The organism is Pedobacter sp. GSP4 (assembly GCF_051857575.1).
Lineage (GTDB): Bacteria > Bacteroidota > Bacteroidia > Sphingobacteriales > Sphingobacteriaceae > Pedobacter.
This window is the reverse complement of record NZ_JBPZIR010000004.1, coordinates 213,759-229,649: the sequence shown is the minus strand read 5'-3', so window position 1 is coordinate 229,649 and position 15,891 is coordinate 213,759. Positions and strand designations below refer to the sequence as shown.

Below are 15,891 nucleotides of genomic sequence, written 5' to 3'. Positions count from 1 at the left end.
AGCAGCGGGCATCCCGATTTTTCTATCGGGATAAAGCGAATAACGGGGCTGCTGTTTCCGAAGCATTACTGAACCTTCATTTTCATATTAAACCATAATTTAGTTTAGGTTCTGGCCATTTGCATTCTTACCACCCTACAAATACCATTTTTTATACCTGGCCAAAGCCTCTAAATAGTAGTAATCAGCATATATCAGGGGCACATCAATTTCGCTGTTCAATGGATAGGCGCCTGTGCTGTGCATCAATAAAAAGCCACCGTTTTCTCCTAATTTTGCATGGTAAGCTTCGCTGGAAAGTGAGTAGATCATGGTTTCGGCAGCAGATTTAAAGGTTGTTTTTTCGCTACCTGCAGTGTACTGGCCAAGCTCTAGCAAAGCTGAGGCAATAAGTGCACCAGCTGAGGCATCTCGTTTGGCGAAAGGAATTCCCTGTGCATCAAAATCCCAGAACGGAATTTTATCGGCCGGAAGGTTAGGATGGTTCAAAATAAAGTGCGCAATGCCCTTCGCCTGTTTTAAATATTCAGGATCTTTGGTAAAACGGTACATCATGGTATAGCCGTACAATGCCCATCCCTGCCCACGCGACCACGCTGAACAGTTTGCTGCCCCCTGCCAGGTTGCTTTTTTGAGCACTTCGCCGGTTTGCGGGTTGTAATCAATCACATGGTAAGAACTAAAATCAGGGCGGAAATGATTTTTCAATGTAGTGTTGGCGTGTGTTACCGAAATTTCTTTATACTTTTTGTCACCGCCATTATCACTTACCCAGTTTAGCATTTCCAGGTTCATCATATTATCGATAATTACAGGACATTCCCAATATTTGCTTTTGTTCCAAGATTGGATAGATTTTACAACCGGACGGTAACGGGTAGCCAAAGAGGCCGCCGACTGTTGAATAACCGCTTTATACTCAGGTTTGCCGGTTAAGCGGTAGGCATTGCCGAAACTGCAGTACATCATAAAACCCAGATCGTGGTTACCGGTATAGGTTTGGTTCGGTTCCAATATTTTTAAGGCTGCCTCTGCATCCTTTTTTACGTTTTCATTTTTGGTCTGCTCATAAATATTCCACAAACTGCCTGCATAAAAACCACTGCACCACCATTTAACATCATAGTTTATAGATTTACCTTTATCGAAAGACTGTGGTGTTTTTCCGGGGGTTATATTTTTACCCAATACTTTATATTGCTCAGCAGCAAATTTAAATTCATCGTTAATTAACTGGGCCATTGGTTTTTTTTCAGTTTGGGCAAGCGAAACTGACCCACTGAGCATAAGTAATGTGGCAATAAAATTGATTTTTTTCATGTGTGATTTTTGTTTTTTCAACGGAGATGAAGCCATCGTGACATGATGTAACTGCAACGATTTTTTCATGGTTTAATAGTGTATGTTATTCTTTTATTTTAAAACTTGCTGTGGCACCTGCAAAGGCACCAGTTGGTAGATTACAATTTAAACTTTTCGGTTTTGACAGTCCCGGCAGTTTTAGCTCAACATGCACTGCGGTCTGCTCTTGGGCAGGATCGGCAATGTAAAGCAGCGGGCTTTTGCTGTTCAGGCCTTTAATGTAAACCGTACAGGCCTGATCTACCTGAACCGATATGCCATCAACAGCTAAAATACCCGGCTGATAAAAAACTGCCTGCAACATGTTTAAACCCAAATGCTTTACGGCCTGCACCTGATCGGTATTTTTTAAAATGTGTATCATGCTCTGATCGTATTTTTTTAAGCCTGCAGCACTTGTTCCCGGCACTACAATGTATTGATAGCTGGCATCAGTTGGTTTTGTACCGTGGTTTATCCACAGTTTAAATACCTTATGCTGAAGTTCGGTTTTGCTTTGAAAATGATTAATCCGGTACCAGTTGCCGTTTTGTGCTTCATTACTGATGGTCACATTTGCACCCTGCGGAAAAATATAGCCAATACTATCGTGAACAACCCAGAAGGGTGCCCTACTTAATTCTTTGGGGGCTGTATCAACTGCACCCCTCATCCAGGCCTGATTAACCGTTGTCGTTATACTTTCGCCCGCTTCACTTTTGATACCTGCGCCAAGGCAAACCACCTCCCTATCAAAAAAGAACCAAGCCTTTTTTGCCTGTACACTATCGTAAGCTAAGCTATAACACGATGTGCCATACACCCCATCAGCAACACCGCCCACAAATTTACTGGTGCCCAAAATTCCCCATTCGCTTTTGATGGTCGCACCTGCATCATCGTGATAATCCCGACTGGTTGTTCCGGGAATTTTATCCCACTCCCAAACGGGCATGAGGTTGGCATATTCCGAACCCTCGCGCTGAATATTGGTAGCGCCATCTGGAAGAAATTTACCAAGAATATTTTCATTATTACCCCGCTCTGTTCTTAAAGTCCTGTTTGACGAAGCCTGTACGCTAAAAGTATAGCCCGGCCTTACGTGCAAGGTATAATTGCTTTTCCAATACTGTTTATGCGCCGGAATAACGCCATAAGCCGCCGCTTTTTTTGCTGAAGTGCGGAGGGCCGAAGCATTCCAGTAAGCGGTATTGTCGGGATCAAAGAACCTGATTTTTTCAATCAGCCCACCTATACCACTACTTAGCGAATCTTTGCGGCTTATCCCCCGGCCACGCACGTTAAAATCGTAAAATGCGCCCCTTATGGTCTGTAGAAAAGTATTTTTAAGGTAATCGACCAATATAGCCAGCTGCGCTTTAGGTAAGGCATAGGCTGTTCCACGCAGATAAAATGCAGCATTAACCGAGTTGGCGCCAAACACCCTGCCGTAGCTGGCAATGGCCTGCTGCTTACCATGCTGATAATAACTGCCATCTACCTGTACGCCTTCTTTTCCTTCGTTTACAGCAATTGGTTCGAAAAGATATTTTGCGGCCGAATCAAGCGTTGCTTTATTTTTGGTTAAACAGGCACGGTACAAAAAATGCAGGGCTTCGTCTGAAGTATTGGCGCCATCGCCTGTTTTTAAGCGCCTGATCATCCTTTTAATCAAAGCTTCTTCTAAATCTGCCGGAAGTTTTGTTTTGGCACTCCGCATCAATATCAAACTCTGCCCAATGGCCTGCGGATAAAAAATATCATTGTACCACCAGTTTTTGTTTTTTGGGTTCTTTTCTAACCAGTTCTGCAAAGCTTTAACTATGGCTTGGTGCAGTGCAGCATTGTTGTAAAGTTTATTGGTTGGACGGATGTAAGCCGTAGCCATGTTCTTGATCCGCTTTAAGGGATCGTATTGTGCATCGGCATAATTAATATCGGCCCAGCTGCCATCGGCATTAAGCTGTTTCAGGTTTTCCGAAACTTCATCGGTCAGCACTTTATCTGTAACAAAAAGCTGAAGATCTGCATTGATGCGCTGAAGAATACTATCAAAAGGCTCATTTTGTGCCTTTACCAAGCTGCACATCATGGTGAGGCACGCTGTAAGCACAAGTGATTTAACTGTACAAAAAGCCAAAACTTTATTTTTTATTGCTGTGTGGTTTACCAACATCTGTTATTTTTTATTTAAGCCCCAAAACCAGTTTTGACGTATACTGTAAGGAAAAAGTGTTTTTAGTTTTCCGTCAAAGCTAGCCGAAACCAGCTGTACCGTTTCTCCAATTTTGGTTTTTTTAATTTCAATTTTGACTTTGCTATCTTCTTTACTGAGCTGGTAATTCACTTTTCCGCCTTTGTCCGATGTTACCGTAAATTTATCCATATCGCACACCAGCGTAAGCGCACCGCCTTTTAAACTTTGTATTTTAATATTTTTGGTCTGCCCGTTTTGCCTATCGGCGCTCACTAAAAAGGCTCCTTCTGTTCTCAGTTGTTTAAAGGATGCCGTTTTCCAACTGGATGGAACGGAAGGAAAAACCCTGATTTTATTTCCCCAGCTCTGGATCAGCATTTCCTGTATGGCGGTAGCTGCTGCTAAAGGTGTTTCTATTACCGGGCCCGATTCGCGGTAAAGTGTATTGGCCTGCATAAACCGATCGAAGAGTTCATTTAACCATTTATAGGCCATATCTCCATTGCCCATGCTTGCATAAATAGAGGCCGCACCAGTAAAAGAAAAGCCCGCCAGTGCATTTTTATACGAAAGCCAATTGCTTAAGGAACGGTTAATGAGCTCCCTGTTTTCGGACTGTTCCCAATTAACTAGGGCGTAGGGATAAATCATCAGTAGGTGCGAATAGTGCCTGTGCGAACTGTTCAATGGTACATCTTTTCCAATCAAGAACCCACTATCGCCTACCGGAAAGGCTGCTAAGTTTTTCAATATTAAATCCCATTTATCGGCATCAGGATCTTTTAACTGTTGCTCCTGGTTAATCTTGATCAAAGTTTGCAGCGCCCAGCTTAAACTTGCCAAGGTGTAATTGGCATCTTCTGCACTTTTATATTCGGGAGAATAAGACAGGGGAAGATGATAAATCCCTTTTTCATCTTGTTTAAGCAGGTAGATTAAAAAGTTGGCTGATTTTTTAAGCAGTGGATAAATTTTAGCACGAAGGGTTTGGGCATCTTTGCTGTAAGTATAATACTGATAATAGTAATATAGCATCCATGTTAGGTTTGCCGGTTCGGCTGTGCCTTTGGCTATTTCGGCTTCCGTAATGGGGCTTACCAGATCGTAAGAAGAGCTTCTTCCAATTGCGGCAGCATTACTCCGCCACTTAACCGGCACATTATCAATTAAATGCTGTTGCTGTTCGTTTAGCGATTTAAATAGGGGTTCGCCCAGTTCGAGATGATTGGCTGTAAAAATTGGCGAATAGGTGAGCTGCGTATTTAAATTCCACCAAATGGCTGGCCAGGGCGTAGCGGTAGTCCAAGGCCCCATTAAATCTGCAATTGGCTTATCTGCCCGGGTTACCGAGGCCAGTTTATACAGCTGTATCCAGTAAAAATTTTCCATCCGTTTATCGGGGAGGGCTATAAAACTCTGTTGATAGTAATGGTGCCACCAATTGCGGTGTGCAGCCAAACTTTTGCCATCGGCTTCGAACTTTTTAAGGCTGTTTAAAGCTTCGGCCGATTCATCTTTCGTACCATCGCCATCATAGCCAACACTTACCATTAACCTGGCTATATCTTTTACATCGGTAACTTTATATACTGTAGTGTAACCGCCACCATTGAAAAGGGCTTGGTTAGCTAAAGTATATTCTTTTTCTGTTCTGATTTTTACGGGTGGGTTTTCTGGATAATTTACAGGTTTATCGGTTGGGTAACTTTGCAAGTACCGCGGACTGATGCTCTTACCGGGGTTCCATTTCCATTGTGAAGCGGGTTCTTGTTTTCCCTTTTTGACCGAAACACTGATTACATTTTGATCTGCCTGAACAAATGCTGTAAAGGCAATTTCTCCTTTGGTTGTAAATATGGTGCCCTTTGCTTCTGCATTATAAATATCCAGTTCTATTTTTGCTCCGGTTATCTTACCACTGGTTTTTAGCGTAAAATAGCCAATGGGCAAACGCGATTGGGTGTATAATTTACCTGCACTGGGCATTAGTTTTTCACGATGATCAACCACATCACTCCTACCAATATCGAAACGGATCAGGCTGTCGTTTTCTTTGTAGATATTTGTACCCAATAATCCGTTGCCCAGTATAACCCCACTGTAATAATCATTTCCAATATTATCCCATTTTAAATTTTGGCGCGCCATAAAAGCTGGCCAGTTTACTTCACCAACAGGAATCTGGGCTGCACACCACGAAACAGGTAGAAGGAAAACAAGTACAATAAAGCACCATTTAAGTGTTTTGGCTATATGTTTTGTTAAATGGTTAAATTGCATTTTAGCGAAACTTGATTTTTAACTGTTTTGTATGGCATGGGTTATAGCTGTATAGTAATTGCTGAATACAAAAATTCAAATCTATTCAGAAAAGAAAAAAAGAAGGGGGTAATATTATAACAAAATAGGGGTAAAATCATAACAATATCGAGGTAAATAAAACCAAAAAAAGCCACCAAGCTAGGCTTGGTGACCCCAAACTAACGCTGTACTAACCAACTTTACCGGCACTTAAGCCGATATATCTATTATCACCAGCCTGCATTTTGTATCAGGGCGGTGTTTTTTGCTATTTCTGAGGCCAGGATCGGGAACAGGCCGTAATGGGCGGGAAAATGGTGTTCGCGCACATCTACATATTCGTAGCTGAATACATTGCCTGTTTTGGTTATTTTAACCCCTCTAATCGGTTTCTCGAAATCTACAGCAGCGGTTTTCCACCTTCTGGCATCCCACATGCGGTGTTCTTCCATAAATAATTCTACACCGCGTTCAGTTTGGATAAGCAAGCGCATTTCATCTTGTGTTGCACCAGCTTTAATGCCGTAATTCCCATCCGCTCCTGCTGTTATGCCTGCACGCTCCCTTATCTTTTTTAAGGCATCATAAACCTCGGGCACAGGGCCGCTATATTCATTAAGCGCTTCGGCATAGTTCAATAAAATTTCGCCATATCTGATCAGTCCCCAACATCTTTCACCGTTACCTGTTGAATTCTCTAAGAGATATTTGCGCGGAAAATACCCGGCATTAAAGGCCAAAGGCCCACTTACTGCATCTGTTGTGCCCGAACCAACATAAGTATTTACCGGGGCATTGTTGTTCCCACTCAATATCCATGGTGCACCATTGTATATTACTGAATTGGCAAAGCGTGGATCGCGGTTGAGATATGGATTAGCCGGATCGTAACCTGAACCTGCTTCGGTTATCGCTTTACCATTATTCATCGGAAATTTATCAACCATTTGCTGGCTCACGGTAAAGGCATAGCCTCCCGATCTACTTTGTGGCAGTAAAAAGCTTTCAAATTCGCGCTGTGCACCCCTCATGGCCGCAAATAGGTATTCGCTGTTTACACGCAGCTGAAAAACCTTGTAAAAGCCATAACCTGGTCTGTTTGTTGGACCATTATCTACATAAAGTGAGTAGTTTCCGGTGTTCATAATATCCAGGGCAGCATCGGCAGCTTTTTTCCAACGCTCTTTATCGTAAGTGGCATAGCCTGTTAAATCATGTACTTCGCCCGATGTAGCATATTGGCCTCCGTTAAATAAAGGACTGGCAGCATACAACAGTACCCGCGATTTTAAGCCCATACAGGCTCCTTGGGTTATACGCCCGTAGTTTTGTGGCAAAATGGTTAAGCTGGTCGGCAGATCGGCCTTGGCAGCATCGCATTCGGCAACAATATAGTTTACGCATTCCTGGTAGCTTGATCTTTTTAGGGTAAAATCTTCCGTAATATCATACACTTTATCGCCCAACAGCGGTACACCACCAAAAGCCCTGATCAATAAAAAATAATACCAGGCCCTTAAAAAACGGGCTTCGGCAATCATCCCTTTTTTGGTTGCCGCACTTAGGGGTGCGGAACCAATGTTTTTCAACAGCACGTTTACCCTCCTGATGTTTTGATAGGGAACAGACCACATGCCTGTAAAATCGGTATTGGTTGAGCTTTTGGATATCAGACCAAAGGCTATAACCACACCCGAGTTTTGTGTACCGTTGTAACGGCCGGTAACGCCTTCATCGGCCGCACCGGCATGGCCGCCTGCATCAAGGTATTGGATATCGTATTGAAACCCTACCTGTTGATAGATACGGGTTAAGAATGCCTGCGTATTTATGCTATCGGCAAAGGTTGTTTCTTCGTTTAAAGTAGTTAAGGTGCTTTCATCCAATAGGCCACCCTTTTTGCAGGAAGCAGCCAAAAATAAAACAGCACACATGGCGAATATTGAAATTTTCGTTTTCATTATCATTTTAATTAAAATGTAACATTTAAACCCAGGTTATAAATGCGCTGCGTAGGGTAAACACTAATTACAGTGGTGGTACTGTTCCCGTTTTCAGGATCTACCTGATACAGATCGGTTACGTTTGTCCACGTTAAGAGGTTATTACCGTTTGCATAAACCCGTATGCCCGATACGCGCAGTTTCTTGGCAACTGAATTGGGGAACAGGTAACTGATTTCGGCCGTTTTTAGGCGGAGATAGTAATTGTCCCTTGTCCAAAAATCAGAGAAATTGTTGGTAGCGTTAGGGAAATTGGTTACCGCATTGCCGCCCAACCGTGGAAAAGTGGCTGTGGCAGCTGTTTCCGGGGTCCAGCGTTGCAAATGTATTGGCTGATAGTTGGAGTTTCCGGGGGTAATGGTTTCGGAGTGGAAACGGGTGCTGTAACCGTAAGAACCCTGAAAAAATACATTCAGATAAAAGTTCTTATACCCAAAATTGAAGTTTGCTCCGTAAGTAGTATTGGGTAAATTGGGTTTACCGATTACGCCTTTATCGCTATCATCTATAATTCCATCCTTGTTTAAATCTTCGTATTTCATATCACCAGGGCCAACTGCCGTAGTAGGTTTGGCCACTGTTGGGTCGGCAATTTCGGCTGCTGAATAAAAGCCCAAAAAGTGCCATCCAAAATACTGGCCTATCGGATTTCCGGTTGCCGCAAGCCATGGATAGGCAGGCTGCGCCTCATCCTGATAGATGATTTTATTTTTCGCATAAGAAAATGTAAGACGAACACCTGCCGAAAAATCGTTTATTTTTTCGTTATAGCTCACCTCCCCATCAAAACCCCTGTTATTTACCTTACCCAAGTTAACCGGTGGCAAACCTACCCCGATGGTAAATGGAACACTTTGCCTGGTGGTTAAAATATCGAAACGGTTGTTGTTGAAGTAATCGGCCGTAATTTTTAATTTACCGTTAAACATGTTCAGATCGACCCCAACATCCAGTTTCTTTTCTTTCTCCCAGGTTACATCCAAGTTGCCCAAGCTGCCTTCGGTAATGCCACTGTAGGCGGTGCTGGTAGTACCAAAGTTATAAGAACCGGTACCAAGGGTGTAGAGCTGTAAATATTTTTTGGCACCGCCGATATCATCCGATCCAACCATACCATAAGATGCCCTGATTTTAAACAGATCGACAAACTTGATATGCTCCGAGAAAAATTTTTCTTCTGAGATGTTCCAGCCTATTGAGGCCGCGGGGAACCAGCCACGGGTTTTCTTACCGGTAAAGCGGTCGGTACCGTTATAGGCAGCGTTAAACTCTACCAGGTACTTGTTCTTATAATCGTAACCGCCCCTTAAGGTTGTTCCTGTAACCACCGTTGGTACGCCGGGACCTTGGTTGGCATCGGCAGTGGTGGTTGAGTTAATTACCCTGTTATCGTTGTATAAGGCTAAACCGTACACATGGTGATTGCCAAAATTACGGTCGTAATTTAATGATGATTGGGTATTGATTGTTCTAAAAATACTGGTGTTGCTATACCCGGCAGAGAATAAGGGCGTACGGTATTGCGTTGCATTTAGGGGCAGATAAACACCCGTTGCCGAATTATACAGGTAATAAGGCAAAGCGGTTCTACTGGCACTTACGGTATAACTCTGTGCACTTGCATAAGATAATAATACCTTAGCTCCTAAACCGGGGGTAATAAAATCTAATTTCTGGCTGGCACTCGAAACAATATTCAAATCATTATCAAAGGTTCTCGAGTAGCCTGATTCTGCCAAACGGCCGATAATACTGGTGTTGGCATTGGTTAAGAGCGGGTTATAGGGATAAGAACCATTCGGATTGGTAACCGGAAAGGCCCAGGGAGGTAAATAACCGCCACTGTAAATCTCTCCAACTATACCGTTTCCGTTTGCATAATAAGCATTGCCCTGCTGCGAATTGAAAGGCTGATTGGTTTCGCCAAAACGTCCTGTCAAATCTAAGCGGATACTTAATGTTTTGGTAGCCTGTATATCTAAGTTAGATCTGAAGTTATACCTTTTGTAATAATAATTGCTGTTTACACCATTGTCCGAACTGAAATCGCGTACGTTACCGTTCTGCCATAAATAGCCTGCAGAAACAAAGTATTTTACACTCTCGGTACCACCCTGAAAATCTAAATTCTGCCTGGTTATTAAGGCCCCGGGCTTAAAAATAGTCTTCCACCAGTCAATATCAGGATGTCCATATGGGTCGGTATGATCGCGGTAAGCGGCAAGGTCTGCATCTGTGGCAAATGCCTTATTGGTTAAATCGCCCGAATTGCGGAGTGCTTCATTATTCAACAGTTTTGCCTCATACGAATTTAGGAACTCAGGTGTATTTACATCCATCTGATAACCCGCCTCCGATTTTAAATTAATACGCGGTTTACCGGCCAATCCCCGTTTTGTGGTAATAACCAATACACCATTGGCGCCTTTAATACCATAAACGGCCGTGGTAGAAGCATCTTTTAAAATGGTAACTGTTTCTACTTCGTTCGGGTCGATATCCGAAACCTGGTTGTAATCGTACTCTACATCATCAACAATAATTAATGGAGAGGCACTACCGGCATAAGTACTTACCCCACGGATAAAGAATGCGGCACCATCTGCACCCGGTTGACCGCTTCGCTGCTGTGAAGTAAAACCAGGCAACCTACCGGCAAGGGTATTTTGGATGCTGGCACTGGGATTCTGCTTAATTTCGGTAGCAGAAATGGAACTGATTGCCCCTGTATTGGTAATTTTTTTCTGCTTACCAAAACCCACTACCAGTACGGCATCTAAATCTTTCGCATCTGTTTTTAAGGTAACTGTAATTACGGTTTTGCCTGCTACACTCACTTCTTGGGTTAAATACCCAACAGATTTTACGATAACCGTTTTACTGCTGCCTTTTAAGGTAAACTGGAATTTACCCTCGGCATCGCTTACCGCGCCGTTATTGGTTAATCCTTTTTCTACGATGGTAGCTCCAGGTATAGGCCCCGAATTATCTACAATGGTACCTTTTATAACCGTTTGCGCCCAAGAAATTCCGGGCAAGAGGATAAAAAGGGTTAATAATTTATATAATATTTTCTGCATAACATGTCTGGTTACGATTTAACAATTTTTAAAATCTCCAATTACCAGCCTGGGTTCTGTGTTAAGTTCCTGTTCTTATTTACTTCGGCCGCAGCGATAGGGTAACGGTACATTTTTGTGGCATCGAAGCTTACATTAAGGGCATTGTACCTGGTGTAAGAAAATGTGCCGTTTGCATTTTTGATAATCTGCATGCCATGTAAGGTGCCGTTCAAAACGGTTTCTGCAATTTTCCACCTGCGGATGTCCCAAAAACGCTGCTCTTCAAAAGCCATTTCTACCCGGCGTTCGTGCCTAATAGCCTCTCTCATTTCGGCCTGGGTCATGGTGGTTTTTAAACCATGCTGATAACCCGAAGTACTTCCAATAGGGATACCGGCCCTAAGCCTTAGAGCTTTCAGCTGATTTAAAGCCTCGGTCCTGTTTACAGCATTATCCGCAGCCTCATTAATGGCCTCTGCATAGTTCAGTATGATTTCTGCATACCTAAAAATTGGGAAATTATGGGTTTGGTTGCTATATGTTGTTGCTGTGGCAAAGGTTTCATTCAAAAATTTACGCATGTAGTAACCGGTACGGGTTTGTACGTTTACGGTACTGCCCGGCTTATCCAACCCGCCATCGTAAGTTTGAACCAGCCTGGTTGGTGTAGCAGACGTTCCACTTAACCACTTTGCATTGTTATGGAAAATGGTGTTATAAAACCTCGGATCTCTGCCTGTATACGGATCGGCTGCATTATAACCCGAGGCCGGATCGGTAATGGCCCTTCCGTTGCTCATATCAAAAGCATCTACCAACTCTTGTGTTGGACTGGTGTAACCCGAGCCCGAAGCATTGGTGGCGGTATAGCCAACGGGTGCATTTCTGGTTTCCAGATCGAAAGTTACCGCGCGCTGGTAAGCCAAAATTACCTCTGTATTTTTTCTGGTATTAAAAACAGTGGTATAAGCACTTGTTAACGAGAAGATGTTCAGGTTCATTACATCTTTGGCGGCCTGCGCCGCTGCTGCCCATTTGGCTAAATCGTTGTTCGGATTATTTAATGGACTGGCATCGTATAATAAGGCCCTTGCCTTTAAAGCAAGCGCTACACCTTGGGTTACCCTACCGTATTCTTCGTCGGCGGCCAAAGTATTATCTGGCCTGGCAATGGTTTTTAGCGCATCACATTCATCAACAATATATTTAAGGCAATCGGCATAGGTGTTTCTTGGCAACTGGATATCATCATTTACCCCTAAAACACGGTCGCCCATTAAAGGCACCCCACCAAAGCGCTTAAGCAGTTCGAAATAGGCAATAGCCCTTAAAATCCTTGCTTCAGCTTTCCAATACACCTTTAAACCTTTCTGATTTAATGGAACCACATCAATATTGGCCAAAAATATATTGGCTTTTCTGATGGTTTTGTAATTGTTGTCCCACGAGTTATCTACAGTTGAAACTGCCGAAATACGGCCGTTTACAAAATACTCGATGGTGCTCGATGGCGATGAACTGATGGCATCATCTGATGCGGCATCTAAAACATCATTACCGATCCTATTGTAACCGTTGGGCAGCAGAAAATAAATATCGGCCAAGAATGCCTTGGCCTGTACACCCAACGAATCTGTTTTATCAAAAATATAACTGATATTCTGACTGATCGGTTCTGTTTCGTACAATGGTTTTTTACATGCCGAAAAACCAACAATAACGATTGTCAATACAGCAACTATTTCTTTTATCTTAATTTTCATATCTCCCCACATTAAAATTTAACATTCAAACCTGCGTTTACCACCTTTTGCAGTGGATAACCATTTCCGTACACTTCTGGATCTACCCTATCGTAAGCCGAAAGCGTAAAGGCATTTACCGCATTTACAAAAAAGCGGATTGAAGCCAGCTTTAACCTATTGGTCAATCCTTTGGGTACCGTATAGCCCAGTTCTACATTTTTTAACCTTACGTAGCTTCCATCATGCAGCCAGTACGATGAGGTGGCCTCGTTATTTGGGTTTGCACCAATGGTTAAACGGGGCTGTGTAGCCGTAGCCGCGGTGGATGGCGTCCATCGGCCCAGGTTCTGTTCAAATGCCTGTCCCAATCCTCCGTTTTGGAAAGCCCATTCAGTTGATCCCGAAACATATACATAGCGGTTTTGAACGCCTTGCAGCAAGGCAGAAAAATCGAAGCCTTTATAACTGAAACCAACATTAAGACCATAAAACCAGATGGGGTTGTTATTTTTGAGCGCCTTAATATCCAGTTCGTTAATTAGGCCATCATTGTTCAGGTCTTTATATTTAATATCTCCCGGCACCGGGTTATAACCCTGAATTTTTGCACTCGAGTTAATTTCGGCCTGGTTCAGAAATAAACCATCGGCGATGTAACCAAAAGTTTGGTCTTCCCTTTGTCCGGTCCGTTCCATCCATGGGTATGGCCTGTTGATTTCGTCCTGATATTGGATAATTTTCTGAAGCGAGAAAACATTCGGTGCAACATAATAATTAAAGTTGCCGATGTTGTTGTTGTATTTCAGCTCGAACTCTAATCCCGAATACCTGCTAATGCCAATATTTTCGGCGGGGTAATTTGTGCCCAATAATGCAGCACTTCTGCCCCTGGTTTGAACCAGATCAAAATTTTCGTTGTTAAAATAATCTGCCGCAAGCGCAAGTTTGTTGTTAAATAAACTGGCATCAATGCCCACATTGTACTGGTTGGCCTTTTCCCAAGTTATATTTGGGTTGGCCAGTGTACCTTCGGTAATGCCGGCTATAGAGGTTGGTGTAGTACCATAGTTGTAAGCATTTCCACTTACATAATATTGGTTATAGGCAAAATACCCTGCATTTGCATTACCCGTATAGGCATAGTTGGCCCTTAATTTTAAGGCGTTTAGCCATGGGGTATCTTTTAAAAAATCTTCTTTTGCCAGGTTCCAGCCTAAACCGAAGCCGTAAAACAATCCATAACGGCTACCTTCTTGATATCTATTTAAACCGCTGTAGCTCAGTGCAACCTCGGCCAGGTACTTTTCTTTATAATTGTAATCTACCCTGGCCGATAGGTTATTAAAAATCATCGGAATCTGGTTGGCCGTTTGTGCACTCTGCGAATTAAACTTTAATAAAGTGCTGAAAGCGTGGTTGCCATATTTTTTATCCAACCCGGTAGAAAAATCGACAAACAGGTTGCGGCTTTGCCCATTATTGGTTGATAGGTTAATCTGTTGCCCATCTACCCCAAATTTTTGGTACACATCTGGGTTGGTACTGGCCAACTTGTAAACGGCATACTGTTTGGTACGGATAATGTTTTCGGATACACTGGTATTAAAACTGGCCAATCCCCTTACCCATAAACCTTTGGTTACATTATCCAGAATTTTCTTTAACGAAATATCTGCAGAAACATCGCGTGTACTATTGTAAAAATAGCCCGACTGTGTGGTTGCAGCCCATAAATTGGTCTGATAATCAGACGAACCTGCCAAAGAACCATTAGGGTTAAATACAGGATAGGCATTATTTGGAATAGCAGCCAGTTGTGCAAAAACATTGTTCCCACCAAAGTTTGATAAAGTAGTTCCTGTGGTAAAAATTGCACTATTGGCACCTGCACCTCCTGGCTGGTTGCCATTTTGTATGCGGCCAAACAGGTTTAAGTTCAGTAAGGTTGTGGGTGTAATATCAATATCGATATTGGTGCGTACCAGGTAGCGCTTATAATCGGTATTGGTACTGTAAGTATTTTTATCATCCTGTTTCAGTATACCGTTTTGATCAAGGTAATCTATATCAAGAAAATACCGCGTAGCATTGCCACCGCCATAGGTATTGAGGTTGTAGCGGCTAAAGGTGGTATTCGGTTTCAGAATGGTGCTGTACCAATCTACATCCGGATGAAATATAGGGTCTGATCCCGTTTGAAATGCATTTAAATCTGCTGCAGTATACCTGGGGGCCCTACCATCATTGGCCAGTGCCTCATTATACAGCGTGGCATAGTTATAGGCATTTAAGGGCTTGGGCAGTTTAATGGCCGATTGCAGACCAGCCTGGGCCGTTAGCGAAATGCGCTGTTTACCTACCTCACCTTTGCGCGTGGTAATCATAATTACCCCGTTAGATGCCTGTTGCCCCAACATTACGGTTGATAAACCATCTTTTAGAATGGTAACCGATTCAATTTCTTCAGGATCAATAGATGGATAATCTCTTGGTACACCATTTACCAAAACCAACGGAGCATTTCCCCTTACGGTAATGCTTGTTCCATCGGCACCTGGCCTGCCACTGCTCTGTAAAGTATATAAACCGGCTAACCTTCCTGATAAGGCATTGTTGATTCCTGCTACCGGAACTTTGATTAAATCACTGTTATACACCGTTGAGGTAGATTGCAGGTTTGTAGCCCTGGGCTTTTCACCATATAATATCGGTGTACTGGCCTGGCGTTTATCGTTCTCTACCAAACTGATATTTAACAAAGCTTGGTTTACCTCGGTTTCCTTTACCAGATAACCGTTAAGTTCAAATATCAGAACATCGCCAGCTACAGCGCTGATCTGATACTTACCGTTTTTATCGGTAGTTACAGCATTACCGGTTTCTTTGATGGATACCTTTACACCAAATAGTGGATTGCCAAAGTTATCGGTTACTGTTCCGCCTACATCTAACCGGTGGTTTTTACTGAACCCAATTTTGTCTGCCGCATGGCTTTTGACTCGTGTTGTAGCAGCATTGGCCATACCTGGGCATACAGCATACATACTTAACGAAAAAAGCATTAATTGCTTAAAGTAAGTTTTCCTCATACAGTTCTAGTTTGTTGTGGTTTGTTGCGCACATTCTTCTAAAAGGACGGCGTGGCATCCCGCTTAAAAGAATCAATTGTTTGGTTATAAATATTTGGTTATTGCTCGGCATCTACTGCTAAATGCATAGGGTCAAATCTATTTAGAAGAGCA

General features: G+C 42.8%; 7 protein-coding genes. All 7 read right to left on the bottom strand.

Going from position 1 to position 15,891, the window contains the following annotated elements:
- Positions 1-135 precede the first annotated feature (135 nt).
- Positions 136-1,320 carry a glycoside hydrolase family 88 protein gene (locus tag ACS5PU_RS11835; protein WP_439459374.1) on the bottom strand — a complete coding sequence of 395 codons (1,185 nt, stop codon included), beginning with the start codon at positions 1,318-1,320 and terminating at the stop codon, positions 136-138.
- A gap of 85 nt (positions 1,321-1,405) precedes the next feature.
- Entirely contained in the window at positions 1,406-3,433 is a 2,028-nt protein-coding gene (locus ACS5PU_RS11830) for a polysaccharide lyase family 8 super-sandwich domain-containing protein (protein ID WP_439459373.1), read from the bottom strand.
- Positions 3,434-3,520: 87 nt separating this feature from the next.
- The gene (locus ACS5PU_RS11825; RefSeq protein WP_439459372.1) at positions 3,521-5,818 is read right to left on the bottom strand and encodes a glycosyl hydrolase family 95 catalytic domain-containing protein; all 2,298 of its coding nucleotides are present in this window, start codon (positions 5,816-5,818) and stop codon (positions 3,521-3,523) included.
- Positions 5,819-6,069: 251 nt separating this feature from the next.
- On the bottom strand, positions 6,070-7,800 hold the full coding sequence (locus ACS5PU_RS11820; protein WP_439459371.1) for a RagB/SusD family nutrient uptake outer membrane protein: 1,731 nt from the start codon (positions 7,798-7,800) through the stop codon (positions 6,070-6,072).
- A gap of 11 nt (positions 7,801-7,811) precedes the next feature.
- The gene (locus tag ACS5PU_RS11815) at positions 7,812-10,922 is read right to left on the bottom strand and encodes a SusC/RagA family TonB-linked outer membrane protein (protein ID WP_439459370.1); all 3,111 of its coding nucleotides are present in this window, start codon (positions 10,920-10,922) and stop codon (positions 7,812-7,814) included.
- 41 nt (positions 10,923-10,963) lie between these two features.
- On the bottom strand, positions 10,964-12,667 hold the full coding sequence (locus tag ACS5PU_RS11810) for a RagB/SusD family nutrient uptake outer membrane protein (RefSeq protein ID WP_439459369.1): 1,704 nt from the start codon (positions 12,665-12,667) through the stop codon (positions 10,964-10,966).
- 11 nt (positions 12,668-12,678) lie between these two features.
- A complete protein-coding gene (locus ACS5PU_RS11805; protein ID WP_439459368.1) occupies positions 12,679-15,738 on the bottom strand; it encodes a SusC/RagA family TonB-linked outer membrane protein in 3,060 nt (1,019 codons plus the stop codon).
- Between the last annotated feature and the right edge of the window lie 153 nt (positions 15,739-15,891).